13 protein-coding genes are annotated in these 17802 nt (G+C 73.2%); 10 read left to right on the top strand and 3 right to left on the bottom strand.

Annotation, left to right across the window (positions count from 1 at the left end):
* Window positions 1-208 precede the first annotated feature (208 nt).
* The 10 genes from AB0K60_RS09750 (at window position 209) to rpe (ending at window position 14359) form a co-directional block, all read left to right on the top strand.
* The gene (locus AB0K60_RS09750) at window positions 209-1291 is read left to right on the top strand and encodes a lipocalin family protein (RefSeq protein ID WP_364050712.1); all 1083 of its coding nucleotides are present in this window, start codon (window positions 209-211) and stop codon (window positions 1289-1291) included.
* Window positions 1292-2235: 944 nt separating this feature from the next.
* The gene (locus AB0K60_RS09745) at window positions 2236-3717 is read left to right on the top strand and encodes an NADH-ubiquinone oxidoreductase-F iron-sulfur binding region domain-containing protein (RefSeq protein ID WP_364050709.1); all 1482 of its coding nucleotides are present in this window, start codon (window positions 2236-2238) and stop codon (window positions 3715-3717) included.
* A 912-nt stretch (window positions 3718-4629) separates the two neighbouring features.
* Window positions 4630-7188: a primosomal protein N' gene (locus tag AB0K60_RS09740; RefSeq protein ID WP_364052075.1), complete on the top strand. Its 2559-nt coding sequence runs from the start codon at window positions 4630-4632 to the stop codon at window positions 7186-7188.
* Between the two features lie 369 nt (window positions 7189-7557).
* A complete protein-coding gene (locus tag AB0K60_RS09735) occupies window positions 7558-8658 on the top strand; it encodes a hypothetical protein (RefSeq protein WP_364050707.1) in 1101 nt (366 codons plus the stop codon).
* Window positions 8659-8697: 39 nt separating this feature from the next.
* Window positions 8698-10113, top strand: coding sequence for a hypothetical protein (locus tag AB0K60_RS09730; RefSeq protein WP_364050705.1), 1416 nt, complete (start codon window positions 8698-8700; stop codon window positions 10111-10113).
* A 64-nt stretch (window positions 10114-10177) separates the two neighbouring features.
* A complete protein-coding gene (def, locus tag AB0K60_RS09725) occupies window positions 10178-10726 on the top strand; it encodes a peptide deformylase (protein WP_364050702.1) in 549 nt (182 codons plus the stop codon).
* Between the two features lie 94 nt (window positions 10727-10820).
* The gene (gene fmt / locus AB0K60_RS09720; protein WP_364050699.1) at window positions 10821-11750 is read left to right on the top strand and encodes a methionyl-tRNA formyltransferase; all 930 of its coding nucleotides are present in this window, start codon (window positions 10821-10823) and stop codon (window positions 11748-11750) included.
* Between the two features lie 60 nt (window positions 11751-11810).
* On the top strand, window positions 11811-13295 hold the full coding sequence (locus AB0K60_RS09715) for a transcription antitermination factor NusB (protein WP_364050696.1): 1485 nt from the start codon (window positions 11811-11813) through the stop codon (window positions 13293-13295).
* A gap of 43 nt (window positions 13296-13338) precedes the next feature.
* A complete protein-coding gene (locus tag AB0K60_RS09710) occupies window positions 13339-13590 on the top strand; it encodes a hypothetical protein (RefSeq protein ID WP_364050693.1) in 252 nt (83 codons plus the stop codon).
* Window positions 13591-13675: 85 nt separating this feature from the next.
* Window positions 13676-14359: a ribulose-phosphate 3-epimerase gene (gene rpe, locus AB0K60_RS09705; RefSeq protein ID WP_364050690.1), complete on the top strand. Its 684-nt coding sequence runs from the start codon at window positions 13676-13678 to the stop codon at window positions 14357-14359.
* Window positions 14360-14544: 185 nt separating this feature from the next.
* On the opposite strand, the gene AB0K60_RS09700 is transcribed toward rpe, so the two are convergent.
* The 3 genes from AB0K60_RS09700 to AB0K60_RS09690 all read right to left on the bottom strand — a co-directional run bounded on the left by AB0K60_RS09700 (window position 14545) and on the right by AB0K60_RS09690 (window position 17768).
* Entirely contained in the window at window positions 14545-15597 is a 1053-nt protein-coding gene (locus AB0K60_RS09700) for a dipeptide ABC transporter ATP-binding protein (protein ID WP_364050687.1), read from the bottom strand.
* Window positions 15594-16715 carry an ABC transporter ATP-binding protein gene (locus tag AB0K60_RS09695; protein ID WP_364050684.1) on the bottom strand — a complete coding sequence of 374 codons (1122 nt, stop codon included), beginning with the start codon at window positions 16713-16715 and terminating at the stop codon, window positions 15594-15596. Before AB0K60_RS09695 ends, AB0K60_RS09700 begins: the two co-directional genes overlap by 4 nt.
* 72 nt (window positions 16716-16787) lie before the next feature.
* Window positions 16788-17768 (bottom strand): ABC transporter permease, encoded by a 981-nt coding sequence (locus AB0K60_RS09690; RefSeq protein ID WP_364050681.1) that lies wholly within the window; start codon window positions 17766-17768, stop codon window positions 16788-16790.
* Window positions 17769-17802: the final 34 nt, after the last annotated feature.

Below are 17802 nucleotides of genomic sequence, written 5' to 3'. Positions count from 1 at the left end.
ACCGCTTGGTCACCGGGGAGGGAGGCGAAGCCGGCACCGCGCCGATCACCGTCCTCGGGCATTCGACTTGATTTGTATTACCAACAATGTATGGTTGGTAATACAAGCCAATGCCCGCCCAGGGCGGTGCGTAGTGATCGATCGTGCTGCCGTTCGGCGTTGGCGAAAGACGTTCTCGTCCACTCCCTGACCTTCAGGAGGAGTTCTCATGCCCGCAATCCGGATCAAGCGCCGAGCGGCAACCCTGGTCACCGCGGCATCGGTCGTCGCGTTCGGCACGTTCGTCGGCTCTTCGGCACAGGCGTCCGTCCCGTCCGCGGCACCGGGCGCCCGCTCCGCCACCTCGGGGATCCCGGGCCTGGTCGATCCCGCGGCCGACCTCGGAGGGCACGCACCCGGACCCCAGCCGACCTGGTTCGACTCGATCTACTTCACCAGTGCGCTCAAGGCCAACGGTCAGGAGTTCGGTCTTCAGGTCCACACGCGCGTCCTCCCGGCCAGAGGCGAGGGTGCGTACCGCTGGACGTTCGCGGTGAGGAACAAGACCACCGGCTGGTACAAGGACTACGACGCACCGGTCAAGCCGGAGGACTATCGGTGGAGCAAGGGCAAGCTCGACATCAAGGCGCCGGGGCTGACCTGGACGGGGGACTCGGTCCGCCAGTCGGTGCAGGTCGAGACGCCCTGGGGATCCCTCGACGTCGAACTGGTACCCACCGGCCCCGCCATGAACTACGCGTCGACCGGCCTGTTCAACCTGGCCGATGGCGTGCCGAACTACGAGTTCGCGCTCCCGCAGATGCGGACGTCCGGAACTCTCGTCGTCAACGGCACCAAGCACAAGGTCACGGGCACCTCCTGGCTGGACAGGCAATGGGGTGAGATGCCGACGTCCCTGGTCCGGTGGACGTGGATGAACCTCGACATGCCCAACGGCGACAAGGTCGCCATCTGGGACACGGTCGGCGCCAAGACCAAGGACAGCTGGGCGACGGTCCTGCATCCCGACGGGTCCTACCACGTGGTCGACGTCGAGCCCCTCGCGCAGGGCGCCACCAGGAAGTGGACGAGCCCGGCCACCGGCCAGGTGTATCCCACCCGTTGGCGCATCCGTATCCCCGCCCTGCGCTCCGAGCTCGACGTGCGGATCACCGGGGACCCGGACCAGGAGATCGGGACTCCCGACGGAAGCGGCTACCTGGAGGCCACGGCCGCGTTCACCGGTGATTACATGGGCAAGAAGGTCCGTGGCGAGAACTACGTCGAGATGACCGGCGAGTGGAAGTCCTGATCACCGCAGAGGCCGTCTCCGCCTGACGAACGCCATCACCCCGGATCCAGCGCTGGTCCCAGGGCGAACCGTTGGGAAGGGACGGGCTCAGCTGGGGAGTGCAGGACGGTGTGCGGCAACTGGACGAGCCGGTCGCGCTCCCGGGGTCGAGCCGGTCCATCGCGGGCGCCGGGGCGCGCCGGACCTCGCCGTACACCTGCCTGCTCCGCCGGTTCCAGGCCGACGCGGGTGAGGAACCCATCAACGGCGCGGCGGTCCTGGGGGTTCTGGCCCCCTGGCCACCAGCCCTCGGCGTTCGGCACGGTCGATCAGACCGGACAGGGTCGATTCTCCAAGCCGAGGAACGCCGAGGAACCCCGAAGGAACCCCGAGGAACCCCAAGGAACGCGGCAAGCTCGGTCATGCGTGGGCGGCGGTCGCGGAGGATGCCGAGGACCCGTCCGAGGACCCGCAGCCGGCCGGGTGAGCGAGAGGTCGCGCTCGGCTCCGATACGGGTGAGCACCCCGGCTGAGCGACCCGAGGCGGCGCCGCCCTCCAGCGGAGCTCCGCCGGAGGGCGACGCGACCGGCCGGTCCGGACGCCGGCCGTCGGCGGCCGTCCCCGGATCCCCTGGTGAGCTGCGGGTGACTTCCGTCCCGGACAACCTCTGCTCATTTGGTGAAAAAGTTACTCATGAGACAGGGAGAGGGGTTACCTTTTGGACGATGCGCGCCCGGTATGCAGCGAAAGGCTGGGCCCGGGCGCAGCACCGCTCCAACGAATCGGCACGGTACCGCGGACCGATGGAACCAGGTGATGCGATTGATCAGGGAAGTCGACGGGGTGTTCGCGGGGTTCTCGGGTCCGGGGTCGGTCACGTACGGCGGGTGGGCCCGTACGACCCCGTGACGATCGCCATGAGCGAGCAGTTCTCAACACCCGCCCGTCGAGAGGTGCGTTCGACATGAGATCCGGCCTACCCGAGGTGCGCAACATTGGACCCGCCTGGCTGACCGCAGGGCTGGACCGCGTACGCCGCCTCGACTGGCCCTCCCACCGCGCGTTGCACGGCGAGATCCCCCTGCTGTCCCTCGGCGAGCTGATCATGCTGGCCGAGGCGGGCGACCTGCGCGGCCGCGGCGGCGCGGGATTCCCCTTCGCCAGAAAGATCATGGCCGTCGCCGAGTCGGCGAACCAGAAGCGCAGCGAGGTCGTCGTCGTCGTGAACGGCACCGAGGGCGAACCCGGCAGCTTCAAGGACAAGGTGCTGCTCACCCGGGCGCCCCACCTCATGCTCGACGGCGCCGTGCTCGCCGCCACCGCGCTGCGGGCGCGCGAGGTCGTCGTCGGGGTCACCGACGCCGAGGCCCAGGTGTCGGTGGACAGCGCGATCGCGGAGCGGGGCCTGACCGGGCTGGCCCGCGTGGTACGGCTGCCCGAGCGGTTCGTCAGCGGCGAGGGCGGCGCGCTGGTGCGCGGCATCAACGGCCTCAAGCCGATCCCGCCGGGGCGCAAGGTCCGCGCCAGCGAGAGCGGCGTCGCGGGCGTGCCCACGCTGCTGTCCAACACCGAGACCTTCTCCCAGCTCGCCATGCTCGCGGCGCTCGGCGCCGACGGCTACCGCACCGCGGGCACCACCGACGAGCCCGGCACGATCCTGCTCACCGTCCTGGGCTCGGCGAGGGCCCCGGCGGTCGTCGAGGCGCCCGCCGGCATCCCGCTGCGCGTCGTGCTCGAACTCTGCGACGCCGACCCCGGTGACGGCGTCGTCGTGGGCGGCTACCACGGCAAGTTCATCTCCGGCGAGGCGGCCATGCGCGCGGAGCTGTCGCGGGCCGGCCTGAAGCCGGTCGGCACCCAGCTCGGCGCCGGCATCATCCTCCCGCTCGGCTCCTCGACCTGCCCGATCGGCGAGGCCGCCCGCGTCACCCGCTACATGGCCGGCGAGTCCGCGGGCCAGTGCGGCCCGTGCGCGCTCGGCCTGCCCGTCCTCGCCGAGGCCATGGAGGCCCTGGCCGAGGGCCGCGGCGGCTCGATCACCCTGGAGACCGTACGCCGCGCCGCCGGCGCGGTGAAGGGCCGAGGCGCCTGCTCCCACCCCGACGGCCTGTCCAGGTTCGTGCTGTCGTCCCTGGACGCCTTCAGCGAGGACGTCAACGCGCACGTGCTCAACGGCACCTGCGGCCGCAAGGTCCAGGGCATGCTGCCGGTCCCGATGGAGGAGTCGAGCCAGCCCGGCATCGGCCGCCTCGTCGTCGACTGGAGCCGCTGCGACGGCCACGGCCTATGCGCCGGCCTGCTCCCCGGCCACGTGACCCTCGACATCCACGGCTTCCCGGTCATCCCCAACACCCCCCTCCCGGCCCGCCTGGAGCGCGACGCCGAAAAGGCCATCGCCATGTGCCCCGCCCTGGCCCTCCGCCTCGAACGCAGCGGCGGCCACTGACCCCGACCCGGCCCAGCCTCCCCTCGGGCCGACGCCACCGGCCTGGGCCGAATCCCGGACGCGCCGCGCCGGCGGTCGCGGCTCGCGTCACGCGCTCACACGGCGGGACCGAATCTGCGCCATGTGTGGCGGACGCGGCCCTCGCCGTGCGGCGGTGGTCGGGTCCGTGGAGTGACTGTCGTGGCGGCGGTCCGTGCGAGGCGGCGCTGGCCGGTCGCGTGACGTGCTTGTGCGGCGAGGCCGGGGTTGTGCCGTGTGTGGTGGGGGTGGTCGTTGCCGTGCGGTGGTGGTGGGTCTGTGGAGTGGTGGACCGCTTCCAGCCCGGCGCGATCGTGGCGGCGGTCCGGGGGCGGCCCTGGCCGGTCGCGTGAGGTGCTTGTGCGGCGAGGCCGGGGTTGTGCCGTGTGTGGTGGGGGTGGTCCTTGCCGTGCGGTGGTGGTGGGTCTGTGGAGTGGTTAACCGCTTCCAGCCCGGCGCGATCGTGGCGGCGGTCCGGAGGCGGCCCTGGCCGGTCGCGTGAGGTGCTTGTGCGGCGAGGCCGGGCTTGTGCCGGGTGTGGTGGGGGCGGTCCTTGCCGTGCGGCGGTGGGTCTGTGGAGTGATTTAACGCCGGTCCCCAGCCCGGCGCGATGGTGGCGGCGGTCCGGGGGCGGCCCTGGCCGGTCGAGTGAGGTGCTTGCGTGGCGAGGGTGGGTTTGTGCCGATGCAGGGTGGGGGCGGTCCGCCGGGCGGCGGTGGTCGGGTCCGTGGAGCGAATATCGTGGCGACGGCGGCCCGGGTGACGCAACCCTGATTGAGGGGTCGCCGTGGTGCGACGGGGGCGGAGGCGGAGTTCGCGATGCCGGGATCAGGGCCGGGGTCTGGTAGGACGGTTGGCGTGAAACCTCACCCCGAGGAGATACCTCTGCCGGGGGTGCCGAAGGTCGCGGCCGGCCGGGGCGGGAGCGGCGGAGAGGCCGCCGCGTCGGCGCCAATCGCGCGGGTCGTGGTGGAGAGCCCGCTGCCGCATCTGGATCGCGCCTTCGACTATCTCATTCCGGCGACCATGGACGCCGAGGCCGTGCCGGGATGCCGGGTGCGGGTTCGGTTCGCGGGCAAGCTCGTGGGTGGGTTCCTGCTGGAGCGCGTCGAGTCCAGTGATCATGACGGCACGCTGATGTGGCTGGACCGGGTGGTGTCGCCGGAGCCCGTGCTGACCCCGGAGATCGCCGGACTGGCGCGGGCGGTGGCCGACCGGTACGCCGGGACCCTGTCGGACGTGCTGCGTCTGGCCGTACCGCCCCGGCACGCTCGCGTGGAGGCCGAACCGGTCCCGCCGGAACCGCCGACCGGCCCGGTCGGCGGACCGAGCGGCGGGAGGCCCGGGACCGTTGGCGAGGGCGCCGACGCGCCGGGGCGGGTGGAGCCGGTGAGCGGCGCGGCCGGTGCGCCGGTCGCGGACATGCGGCCCGCCGCCGCGGGGCAGCGCGTCAGCGAGGTGACGGCCGACGGGGTGGGGCCGGTGAGCGGCGCGGCCGGTGCGCCGGTCGCGGACGTGCGGCCCGCCGCCGCGGGGCAGCGCGCCGTCGAGGTGAGGGCCGACGGGGCGGGGCCGGGCGGGAAAGGGGCCTGGGAGCGTCTGGCAGGGGAGTGGGCGGACTATCCGGCCGGACCCTACTTCCTGGCCGCGGTCGCGGATGGAAGGGCTCCCAGGGCCGTCTGGAGCGCCGTGCCGGGGACCGGGGGCGAGGGGCCGGGGTGGGCGCGGTGCGTGGCGGCGGCGGTGCGCGTCGCGGTCGAGGCCGGGCGGGGGGCGCTGGTGGTGGTGCCCGACGGCAAGGACGTCGCTCTGGTGCACCGGGCGCTGGGGGACGTGCCGCATGTGGCGCTCACCGCCGACCTGGGACCGGCCGAGCGGTATCGGCGGTGGCTGCGGGTGCTGCGCGGCGGGGTGCGGGCCGTGGTCGGGACGCGTGCGGCGATGTTCGCGCCGGTGCGGGGCCTCGGGCTCGCCGTGATCTGGGACGACGGGGACGACCTGCACTCCGAGCCGCGTGCGCCCTATCCGCACGCGCGGGAGGTGCTGATGCTGCGGGCCCACCGGGAGGGGGCGGCGCTGCTGATCGGCGGGTACGCGCGGACGGCTGAGGCGGCGCGGCTGGTCGCGACCGGCTGGGCTCGGGCGATCGTCCCTGATCGGACGGCGGTCCGGGCCGCCGCGCCCCGGGTACGGCCCGCGGGCGACGACGCCGAACTGGCGCGCGACGAGGCGGCGCGGGCCGCCCGGCTGCCCAGCGTGGCGTGGCGGGCGCTCAGGAAAGGGCTGGAGAGCGGCCCCGTGCTCGTCCAGGTGCCCAGGCGCGGCTACCTGCCCGCGCTGGCCTGCCAGAACTGCCGGGCCCCGGCGCGCTGCGCGCACAGCCCGGCCGCGTACGGCCCGGCCGCGCAGGGACCGGTCTCGCCGGGTGGACCGGCCGCGCCGCCCGGCCCAAGCCCCGTGCCGGGTCCGGGCTCGGTGCCAGGTCCGGGGTCGGTATACGGTCCGAGGTCGGCGCATGGTCCGGACTCGATACACGCTTCGGGGTCGGTGCATGGTTCGGACTCGGTACACAATGCGGGCCCCGTGCACGGCCTGGGCTCGCCATACGGCCTGACGACGCGGGCACCCGCCTGCGGGGGGCCGCTGGCGCTGCGCAGTGGGCACGCGATGCCGTACTGCCGCTGGTGCGGGCGCGTCGCCGGGAACTGGCGGTGCCCCTCGTGCGGCGGGATCCGGGTGCGCGCCCTGGTCGTGGGGGCCAGACGCACCGCGGAGGAACTGGGCCGCGCGTTCCCGTCGGTCCCCGTGAAGACCTCCGGGCGAGACGGGGTGCTGGCCACCGTCGGCCCCGGCGCCGCGCTGGTCGTCGCGACGCCGGGCGCGGAGCCCGTGCCGGAGGGGGGATACGCGGCGGCGGTGCTGCTGGACGGCTGGGCCCTGCTGGGACGGCCCGATTTGCGGGCGGCGGAGGAGACGCTGCGCCGCTGGATGAACGCCGCCGCCCTGCTGCGCCCCGGAGCCGAACTCGTGGTGATCGCCGACGCCGCCCTGGCACCGGTGCAGGCGCTGCTGCGCTGGGACCCGGTGACGTTCTCCGACCGCGAGCTCGCCGAGCGCGCCGAGCTGGGCTTCCCACCCGCCGTGCGCATGGCCACGCTCACCGGCGTGCCCGCGGCGGTCCGCGAGATGGCCGCCACGCTGACGCTCCCGCCCGGCGCCCAGCTCCTCGGCCCGGTCCCGCTCGACCGTCCCCGCGCCGCCGCCTCCGCCGACCCCGGCCGGGATGGCGGGGACGGCGGGGACGACCGTCCCCGCGAGCGGCTCATGATCCGTGTCCCCCAGCGGCAGGGCGCCGAACTGTCCAAGGCGGTCAAGGCCGCCTGCGGCGTCCGCTCGGCCCGCAAGGCCCCCGACCCGGTCCAGGTACGCATGGACCCCCTCGATCTGGTGTGAGATCCGCGCAGGGGTCTCAATGCCTCTCCGACGCCGCCGGGACGGCGGATCCGTGTCTAGGTACGCATGGACCCCCTCGATCTGGTGTGAGATCCGCACAGGGGTCTCAAGTCCTCTCCGACGCCGCCGGGACGGCGGATCCGTGTCTAGGTACGCGTGGAGCCCCTCGATCTGGTGTGAGATCCGCACGGGGGTCTTAAGGACTCTCCGACGCCGCCGGGATGGCGGATCCGTTCGTTTGCGGGCCGAAAGGCCGGGGCCGGGCCCGCCATCGCACGGGTACGCCCAACGGCCGTGTGACCTGGAGGAATGGACGCTGTTTGGTTTCGCCGATTCGCGGTGCTGTCAGTAAGCCGTTAGTTTCTGCGTGTGTCGATCGAATGGGTGAACCAGGCCGTCGAGCACATGCGCGACTGGGGGCGGGCGCGCGGCGTGGCCGTAGATCTTGACGAGATGCGGCTGCTGTGCGACTACGCCAGTGACTACCTTGAGGTCAAGACGCTGGGCGATTTCACGCCCGACACCTTCGAGCGCCTGCTGCTCGACATCTACCCGCGCAAGGTGATCACACCGCCGGAGAGCGCGGGCGAGACCGTGGCCGCGGCGCGGTCGCTGGTGGACTTCCTGCAGGACGGCGGGCACGTCGGGGCCGACGTGGCGGAGGCGATGCGCGCGCGGCTCGACGAGATCGAGCCGGAGATGCCGGAGGCGCTCGCCGACACCACCCGGTACGGCATGGCCAAGAGCATCTTCAGCGCCATCGACGCCGACTCGCTGGAGAAGTCCGCCGAGTTGTCGATCTCACTGTCCGGCGCTGACCACAACACGCCCGGCGGCGTGGCGGCCGGATCTCCCGCCGAGGACGTCGCGGGGGCCGACGAGGGCGCCGACCACCACTTCGACCCGGACGGCGACCTGGCGGAGGCGAGCGCGCCGGGCCTGATCGCCTGGCTGATGGGCGGCGTGCCGGAGGAGGCCGCCGAGCGCGTCGTCGACGGGTGGCTGGCCTGCCGTACGGCGCTGGTGGCGGCGGGGGAGCTGCTCGCCGCGGTGGCGGGCGCGCCCGCCGTGGTACGCGGTATCGCGATCTCGATCGTGGACCGGCTCGGCGAGGAGGCCGAGGAGGCGCTGCGCGCCCGCCTGGACGACCCCGAGCTGCGCCCGCACGCCATCCACTGGCTGTCCGCGCGCGGCCTGCCCGCGCCGGCGCTGACCCCGGAGGAGGCGCTGTGGGTGAGCGTGGACATGCTCGCCCTGGCGCTGCCGGGCGCGATGGACGACCCCGAGAACTTCGCGCAGAACCTGGCCGCCTCAGGCCCGCCCGCCCATATGATCGAGGAGATGTGGCGGGTCGACCACGCGGACGTGGTCGAGGTCCTTGAGCTGCTGGGACGTACCCTCCCCGACGCCTCCGCGGCGAAGGCCGCGCGCAAGGCCGCGTTCAAGGCGCGATCTCGAGGCATCGGATAGCCGTACTCTCCTGGGGCCGGTGTGGAGTAAGTTGCGGGAATGGCCAAGAGTGGGAAGACGGGGAACGTCATCGACCTCAGCGCGCTGCGCGGACCGGCCGGGGCGCCGGGCGGCACGTCCTCCGCGGGAGGACCCTTCGAGGAGGAGCTTCTCGACCAGGTCGACCAGATCGAGGAGGTCGCCGACGATCATGAGGGCTGTGAGTGCTCCGACTGCGGCGGCGACGTGCTGAGCTTCCCGCCGGTCGAGCTGCTGCCCGACGACGAGCTGGCCGCGATGGTGCCGCGGGTGCCGCTCGTGCGCGACGTGCGGAAGCTGGCGGAGTGGACCGGCTCCCGCGAGGTGACCGTCGACGGCTTCCTGCAGCCCGCGGACGCCGCCCTCGCCGTGGCCGAGCTGGGCGTGGCCCCCGAGCGGCTGCGCCTGCTGTGGATCGTCGCGGTGAACACCGGCCTGGTGCAGATCACCCGCTCGGGCGCCGCGCCCGGCCGCGGCTTCCCCGAGGAGGTGCTGGAGTTCTGGGACGGCGTCGTGATGGACGTCCTGGACCGCACCGACGACGAGCTGACCGGCTCGGCGGTGGTCGACGAGCACCTCACCGAGATGCTCGCCACCATGTACGCGATGAGCGACGGCATCACGCTCCCCGCCCTGGCCGAGGGCATGCTGCAGGCGCACGAGATCGGCTGCGAGGCCCGGCCGGAGGAGATGCGCGAGCTGCGCTCCAGGCTGCCCGGCGACCTCGCCGCCGCGGCCGACCTGCTGGAGTACTGCGGCCTGTTCGAGCGGCTGCCCGCGGGCCCGCACGAGGGGCACGCCGACGCGGTCCGGCTCACCCCGCTCGGCGTCTGGGCGGTGCGCCAGGACCTGCTGCGCGAGGGCCATGACGCGCCGCTGCTGTCCGACGTGGCCGGGTTCGCCGAGCTGACCGCCGCCGAGCTGATCGACGCCATGCTGCGCGGCGACGCGCCCTCCAGCGCCGCCGCGCTGTGGGTGGATCGCCGTACGCCGCAGGACGCCGCCCGCGAGCTGATCAAGGTGGCGGCGACGGGCACGGCCGGTCGCCGCGGCGTGGTGGGCACCATCCTGGAGGAGGTCGGCCCGGAGGCCGAGCCCGCCGTGCGCGAGGCACTCTCCGAGCCGATGATGTGGCGGCACGCGGCCGTGTGGCTGGGCGTACGGGACCTGGACGCCCCCGCGCTCACCGACGCCGACAGCACCTGGCTCGCCGTGGACACGCTCGCCACCCTGCTGCACATCGCCGACGTGCCCGAGGCGATGGACGAGTTCGAGGCGCTGGAGGGCGGCGAGGACCTGCTGCGGCTCATCGACGACATGGCCGGGTGCGACCATCCGGACACGCTCGCCGTGCTGGACCTGCTCGGCCATCACCATCCGGATCCGGCGGTGGGCAAGGCGGCGCGCAAGGCGGTCATGAAGGCGCGCTCGCGCTGACCCCTCGGGCAGGGCCGTAAACTGGGGGTCTCCCACACACGAGGCAGAGGAACGGAGCCCCTTCGTGGCCATACAGCCCATCCGCCTGTTCGGCGACCCGGTGCTGCGCACTCCAGCGGAGCCGGTGGTGGACTTCGACAAGGAGCTGCGCAAGCTTGTCAAGGACCTCACCGACACGATGATGGACGCGCCCGGGGCCGGCTTGGCCGCGCCGCAGATCGGGGTCGGGCTGCGGGTGTTCACCTACTACATCGAGGAGCAGGTCGGGCACCTGGTCAATCCCGACCTCGACCTGTCCGACGAGCTGGACGAGGAGGGCGAGGAGGGCTGCCTGTCCTTCCCCGGCCTGTCGTTCCCGACGCCGCGCGCGGTGCGGGCGGTGGCCAAGGGCTTCACCATGTACGGCGAGCCGATCACGCTGGAGGGCACCGACCTGATGGCCCGCTGCCTCCAGCACGAGACCGACCACCTCGACGGGGTGCTGTTCATCGACCGCATGGACCCCAAGCAGCGCAAGCTGGCGATGAAGGCGATCCGCGAGGCGGAGTGGAGCGGCCTGAAGCCGCCCACCGTCAAGTTCTCGCCGCACGCCACCCAGGGCAAGGCCCTGTAACCTTCCTTCGGCTTCGCCCCGGCCGCGCGGCGCGGCCGGCGGATCATCCGGCCCGCGTGTCCCGGGCCCGTACCAGAGAGGCGATGGGGAAACCTTGCGTTTGGTCTTCGCCGGAACGCCGGAAACCGCGCTGCCGTCGCTGCGCGTCCTGCTGGACTCGCCGAGGCACGACGTCGTCGCCGTGGTGACGCGGCCGGACGCCCAGTCGGGGCGGGGCCGCAAAGTGCACCCGAGCCCGGTGGCCGAACTCGCCGCCGAGGCCGGGATCGACGTGCTCAAGCCGGTCAAAGCGGGCGATCCGGAGTTCCTGGCGCGGCTGCGCGAGATCGGGCCGGACTGCTGCCCGGTCGTGGCGTACGGGGCGCTGCTGCCGCAGGCGGCGCTCGACATCCCCCCGCACGGATGGATCAACCTGCACTTCTCCCTGCTGCCGGCCTGGCGCGGCGCGGCCCCGGTGCAGCACGCCGTGCTGCACGGTGACGAGATCACCGGCGCGACCACGTTCCGGATCGTCAAGGAGCTCGACGCCGGTCCCGTGTTCGGCGTGGTCACCGAGGAGGTACGGCCCGGCGACACCAGCGGCGACCTGCTCGCCCGCTTGGCCGAGTCCGGCGCGGGCCTGCTCGCCGCCACCCTCGACGGCATCGAGGACGGCAAGCTGGAGGCCCGGCCGCAGCCAGCGGAGGGCGTCTCGTTCGCGCCGAAGATCGGCGTGGAGGACGCCCGCGTCGACTGGACCGCCCCGGCCCTGCGCGTGGACCGCCTCATCCGCGCCTGCACCCCCGCCCCGGGCGCGTGGACCGAATTCCGCGGCGCCCGGCTCAAGCTGGGCCCCGTCGGGCCCGTCCCCGACGCGCCCTCGCTCGCGCCCGGCGAGCTCGCCGCCACCAGAGACGAGGTGCTGGCCGGCACCGCCACCACCCCGGTACGGCTCGGCGACGTCCGCCCCGAGGGCAAACGCGCGATGACCGCCGTCGAGTGGGCCCGCGGCGCCCGCCTCGCCCCCGGCGACCGGCTCGCCTGACGAGCGCCCGACGACCAGCGCGACGATCAGCGCCCGACGACCAGCGATGGAGCGAACGTGATGGGGGAACGGCGAGGGGGCCGCGCCCGGCCTCGCCGCCCGGCCGGGAACCGGCCGAGGCCGACCCGGGACCCGGCGCGGGACGACGCGCGGGACCCTGCCCGGAATGACGCGCGGGACCCTGCCCGGGACAAGGCGCGGGGCAAGGTGCGGGACCAGGCCAGGAACGCCGCCTTCGACCTGCTGCGGGCCGTGGACGAGCGGGACGCCTACGCCAACCTGCTCATGCCCCGCCTGCTGCGCGAGCGCGGCGTGACCGGCCGGGACGCCGCCCTCGCCACCGAGCTCGGCTACGGCACCCTGCGCGGCCTCGGCACCTACGACGAGATCATCGCGGCGTGCAGCGACCGGGCCCCCGAAGAGCTCGACCCGCCGTTGCTCGACGCCGTCCGCCTGGGCGTGCACCAGCTTCTGCGCACCCGCATCCCGGTGCACGCCGCCGTCAGCGCCACCGTCGAGCTGGTACGCCGCCGCGTCGGCGTCGGCCCGTCGAAATACGCCAACGCGGTGCTGCGCCGCGTCGCGAGCCGCACTCTGGAGGAGTGGCTCCCGATCGTGGCCCCGGACCCGGACGAGGACCCGATCGGGCACCTCGCCGTGACCGGCAGCCACCCCCGCTGGATCGTCACCGCGTTGCGCGACGCCCTCGGCGGCGACGCGGCGGAGACGGCCGCGCTGCTCGCCGCCGACAACGAGCGGCCCCGGGTCACCCTGGTCGCCCGCCCCGGCCGCGCCACCGTCGAGGAGCTGGTGGCCGCCGGCGCGGAACCGGCCAGGTTCTCCCCGTACGGGGCCTATCTGCCCGACGGAGACCCGGCGGCGATCCCCGCCGTGGCCGAGTCCCGGGCGGCGGTGCAGGACGAGGCGAGCCAGCTCGTCGCCCTCGCCCTCACCCGCGTGCCCGTCGCCGGGACCGACCGGCTGTGGCTGGACCTCGCCGCGGGCCCCGGCGGCAAGGCCGGCCTGCTCGACGCCCTGGCCGCCGCCCGCGGCGCGCACCTGCTCGCCAACGACGTCCAGTACCACCGGGCCAGGCTGGTCCGGCAGGCCACCCGCGAGGCCGGCGTGATCGTCGCCGACGGCACCGCGTCGGCGTGGCGTCCGGGAGCGTTCGACCGGGTCATGCTCGACGCCCCCTGCACCGGCCTGGGCGCGCTGCGCCGCCGCCCCGAGGCCCGCTGGCGGCGCGCCCCGGAGGCCCTGCCGGAGCTGACCGCGCTGCAGCGGCGGCTGCTCGACGCCGCCGCCGACGCGGTGCGCCCCGGCGGCGTCGTCGCCTACGTCACCTGCTCCCCGCATCTGGCCGAGACCGTCGTGGTCGTCGGCGACGTCGTCCGGCGCAGGGGCGACCTGGAGACGCTGGACGCGCGGACGTTCCTGCCGGAGGCCGAGGGGCTGGGCGGCGGGCCGTACGCCCAGTTCTGGCCGCACCGGCACGGCACGGACGCGATGTTCCTGGCCCTGCTGCGCCGCCGGGAGAGGTGAGGCGGCGGGTGTGAGCCGCGGCCGTCCGGGCATTGGTGCGGGCATGACGCAACAGACAGCGATCGCCGAGGTCACCCGGGTCATCGACGGCCTGTACGCGACGCCCAGCGAGCGGGTGACCCGCAACGATATCCACGCCCACGCCGTCGCGGCGGACCTGGCGCCCGACCTGATGGTCCACTTCGACCACCTGCCGGAGGGCGACTACGAGCGCGATGAGCTCATCGAGACCCTCAACCAGATGATCCGGGACCGAGGCGAGGAGAAGACCCTGGGCCTGATTCCGGAGTTCTGAGCGGCCGTCCGGGGCGGCCCGGCGGCTGAGCGGTGGCGGCCCCGTCGCGTGGACGCCCCCGTGGGTCCCAATAGACTCGCCCATCATGGTGGTACAGATTTCGCCCAGCATCCTGTCCGCGGACTTCGCACGCCTCGCCGACGAGGCCGCCCGGGTCGGTGACGTGGCCGACTGGCTGCACGTCGACGTCATGGACAACCACTTCGTGCCGAACCTGACGCTCGGCCTGCCCGTCGTCGAGTCGCTGCTGAAGGCCACGCAGCTGCCGGTCGACTGCCACCTGATGATCGAGGACCCGGACCGGTGGGCCGTCGGCTACGCCGAGGCGGGGGCGGGCAGCGTGACCATCCACGCCGAGGCGGCCAAGGCCCCGGTGCGTACGCTGCGCGCGATCAGGGAGGCCGGGGCGCGAGCTGGGTTCGCGCTCAACCCCGCCACCCCCGTCGAGCCGTACGAGGACCTGCTCGGCGAGATCGACATGCTGCTGGTGATGACCGTCGAGCCGGGCTTCGGCGGTCAGCGCTTCCTCGACATCGTCCTGCCCAAGGTCCGCCGCGCCCGCGAGCTCATCGAACGGCACGGCGGCGAGATCTGGCTCCAGGTGGACGGCGGCGTCTCCGCGGCCACGATCGAGCGATGCGCCGACGCGGGCGCCGACGTCTTCGTGGCCGGCAACGCCGTCTACGGCGCGGAAGACGCCGCCCAGGCCGTCCGCGACCTGCGCGACCGCGCCGAATCCGCCTTCAAGAAGCGCACCGCCGCGTCCTGACGGGCGCGGGTGCGGGCGGGCCGACGGCCCGGCGGGTTCCGGGTCTCCGCGCCGCGTTCGCGCGCCGGGAGTTCCGCCGGGACGGGTGCCCGCGACCGCCGAGCGGCGTCAGGCCGGTACGGCAGGCGGCGGCGACACCCCGCCCCGATGTCCTGGCCTGACGCCGCCGAGCGGCGTCGAGGGCGTCAGGTCGCGGACGGGGAGGCGTCGCCGGCGAGGGCGGGGTCGAGGATGACCTCACGGTCCGTTTCGCCGGGCTCCACCGGGAAGTGGCAGGCGGTGAGGTGGCCGTCGGCGTTCCCGGAAATCTGCAGCAGGGGAGGGGCCTCCTCGGCGCACTTGTCCTTCGCCTTCCAGCAGCGGGTGCGGAAGCGGCAGCCCGACGGCGGGTCGATGGGGGAGGGGACGTCGCCGGCGAGGCGGATGCGCTCGCGGCCCGGCTCCTGATCGACCTCGGGCACGGCCGACAGCAGGGCGTGCGTGTAGGGGTGGCGGGGCCGCTCGTAGATCGAGACCCGGTCGCCGATCTCGACGACCTTGCCCAGGTACATGACGGCGACCCGCTGGGAGAAGTGCCGGACCACGGCCAGGTCGTGGGCGATGAACAGGAACGCGATGCCGAGGTCCCGCTGCAGGTCCCGCAGCAGGTTCACGACCTGGGCCTGGATGGAGACGTCCAGGGCGGACACCGGCTCGTCGGCCACGATCAGCTTGGGCTGGAGGGCGAGCGCCCGGGCGACGCCGATGCGCTGCCGCTGGCCGCCGGAGAACTCGTGCGGGAAGCGGTTGTAGTGCTCGGGGTTGAGGCCGACGATCTCCAGCAGCTCGCGCACCCGCCGCTCCCTGCCGCCCGGCGGATTGATGCCGTTGATCTCCATCGGGCCGCGGATGATCGACCCGACCGTGTGCCGCGGGTTGAGCGACGAGTACGGATCCTGGAAGATCATCTGGATCTGCGGGCGGAGCGGCTTGAGGTCTTTGCGCTTGGTGTGGGTGATGTCGCGCCCGGCGAACCGGATCGTCCCCGCCGTGGGCTCCAGCAGCTTCGCCACCAGGCGGCCGGTCGTGGACTTGCCGCAGCCGGACTCGCCGACCAGCCCCACGGTCTCCCCGGCCTCGATCGTCAGGTCGAGGTCGTCCACCGCGTGCACCGACCCCACCCGGCGTTTGATGAACGCGCCGGCCATGACCGGAAAGTGCTTGGTCAGCCCGGACAGTTCGAGCAACGGCTCGCTCACGGCTGTTCTCCTCCATCGGCTTCGTCGCCCGGCTTCCGCTCGGCGGCGGCCGCCGCGAGGGTCCCGGCGGACCGTTCGGCCAGGATCTCCTGCTTCTGCGCCGGGGTGAGGTGGCAGGCGTCGCCGTGCCCCCGCTCGGGCGTGAGCGCGGGCCGCTCGCCGACGCAGAACTCCCGCCCCACCAGGTCCACGAAGTCGCACCGGGGATGGAACGGGCATCCGGACGGCGGGTCGAGCAGGCTCGGCGGCGTGCCCCGCACCGGCACCAGCGGCACGTCCAGCGGCGAGCTCAGGCTCGGCATCGACGACAGCAGCCCCCACGTGTAGGGGTGGCGGGGCTCGCGCAGCACCTCGCGGACCGTGCCCCGCTCGACCGCCCGCCCGGCGTACATGACCAGCACGTCGTGCGCGGTGTTCGCCACCACGCCCAGGTCGTGCGTGATCAGGATGATCGAGGTGCCGAACTGCTGCTGCAGGTCCTTGAGCAGGTCGAGGATCTGCGCCTGCACGGTCACGTCAAGCGCCGTGGTGGGCTCGTCGGCGATGAGCAGGTCGGGGTCGCACACCAGCGCCATCGCGATCATCGCCCGCTGCCGCATGCCGCCGGAGAAGTGGTGGGGGTAGTCGTCCACCCGCATCTCCGGGCGCGGGATGCCCACCCGCCGCAGCATCTCGATCGCCCGGTCCCGGGCCTCGCGCTTGCTCGCCCCCTTGTGGCGGCGGTAGACCTCGGCGATCTGCCGCCCCACCGTGTGGTACGGCGAGAGCGCGGTGAGCGGATCCTGGAAGATCATGGCGATGCGGTTGCCGCGCAGCCGCTCCATCGTGCCGCGGCTCGCCGACACCAGCTCCTGGTCCTCCAGCCAGATCTCGCCCTGGACCTTGGTGGACTCGGGGTTGTGCAGGCCGAGGATCGTCAGGTTGGTGACCGACTTGCCGGAGCCGGACTCGCCCACGATCCCGAGCGTGGTGCCCTTCTCCAGGTCGAAGGAGAGGTTGTCCACCGCGTGCACCACGCCGTCCTCGGTGCTGAAGTCGACGGTGAGGTCGCGAACCGCGAGGAACGGCCCGGGACCTTTGCGTACGGCGGGCTCGGTGGTCCAGGTCGCGGTGGTCACTCCATGCTCCTCGAAACTCCTTTGAACGCGGCTTACAAGGGCTTACAAGGTGGCGGGTGGCGAGGCCGCCGGTCAGCTCAGCCGTACGCGGGGGTCGATGACGGCGTACAGGATGTCGACGATCACGTTGAACACCACGATCGCGGCGGCGGCGAGCAGCACCGTCGCCATCAGCATCGGCAGGTCCGAGTCGGTCACCGCCCGGATCGCCAGCCGTCCGATGCCCTGCAGGCCGAACGTGGTCTCGGTGATGATCGCGCCGCCGATGAGCTGCCCGAGGTCCACGCCGAAGATCGTGACGATCGGGATCAGCGTGCCGCGCAGCGCGAACCGCATCACCACCGTACGGCGCGGCATGCCCTTCGCCGTGGCCGTGCGCACGTAGTCCTCCGAGAGCTGCTCCACCATCGTCGAGCGCGTCATGCGCGTGTAGTTGGCGGTGAAGATGATCGACAGCACGACCCAGGGCAGCAGCAGGCCGTACGCCCAGGCGATCGGGTTGTCGGTGAGCGGGATGTACTGCGGCCGGCCGAGGATCTGCCACTGGTAGACCAGGAAGTACATGGCCAGGGTGCCCACGAAGTAGATCTGCACCGACGCGCCGATCAGCGACGACACGCTGGCGATCTTGTCGAGTGCCTTGCCCTGCTTGAGCGCGGCGATCATGCCGGTGCCGACGCCGAACAGCAGGAACAGCAGCGCCGCCCCGAAGGTGAGCGACAGGGTGAGCGGCAGCCGGTCGAGGATCGTCTCCAGCACCGGCTCGCGGTTGACGAACGAGTAGCCCAGGCAGGGCGCCGGGCAGTGCCCCAGCCCCTCGTAGTCGCGGCCGGCGACGAGGCCGCCCACCCACGCGAGGAACTGCTGCCACACCGGCATGTCCATGCCGAGGTTGTGCCGCGCCTGTTCCAGCAGCTCGGGCGGGCAGACCTTCCCGCAGGCCAGCCGCGCCGGATCGGCGGGCACGGCGAAGAACAGGAAGAACGTGACCGCCGCGATGATCAGCAGCGTGACCACGGCCCCGATGGAGCGGCGGGTGAGGAAGGCGAGCATGGTCTGCGGGACTCCTGGGGTGGGACTCCTGGGG

It is taken from the genome of Thermopolyspora sp. NPDC052614 (assembly GCF_040678635.1).
GTDB lineage: Bacteria > Actinomycetota > Actinomycetes > Streptosporangiales > Streptosporangiaceae > Thermopolyspora.
Note: the sequence above shows the minus strand (reverse complement) of the source record. Positions and strands in the feature narration are given on the sequence as shown.

Coding starts and splice junctions, on each gene's coding strand:
- AB0K60_RS09750 (WP_364050712.1), top strand. CDS start 209: ATGCCCGCAATCCGGATCAAGCGCCGAGCGGCAACCCTGGTCACCGCG.
- AB0K60_RS09745 (WP_364050709.1), top strand. CDS start 2,236: ATGAGATCCGGCCTACCCGAGGTGCGCAACATTGGACCCGCCTGGCTG.
- AB0K60_RS09730 (WP_364050705.1), top strand. CDS start 8,698: ATGGCCAAGAGTGGGAAGACGGGGAACGTCATCGACCTCAGCGCGCTG.
- AB0K60_RS09715 (WP_364050696.1), top strand. CDS start 11,811: ATGGGGGAACGGCGAGGGGGCCGCGCCCGGCCTCGCCGCCCGGCCGGG.
- AB0K60_RS09710 (WP_364050693.1), top strand. CDS start 13,339: ATGACGCAACAGACAGCGATCGCCGAGGTCACCCGGGTCATCGACGGC.
- rpe (WP_364050690.1), top strand. CDS start 13,676: ATGGTGGTACAGATTTCGCCCAGCATCCTGTCCGCGGACTTCGCACGC.
- AB0K60_RS09690 (WP_364050681.1), bottom strand. CDS start 17,768: ATGCTCGCCTTCCTCACCCGCCGCTCCATCGGGGCCGTGGTCACGCTG.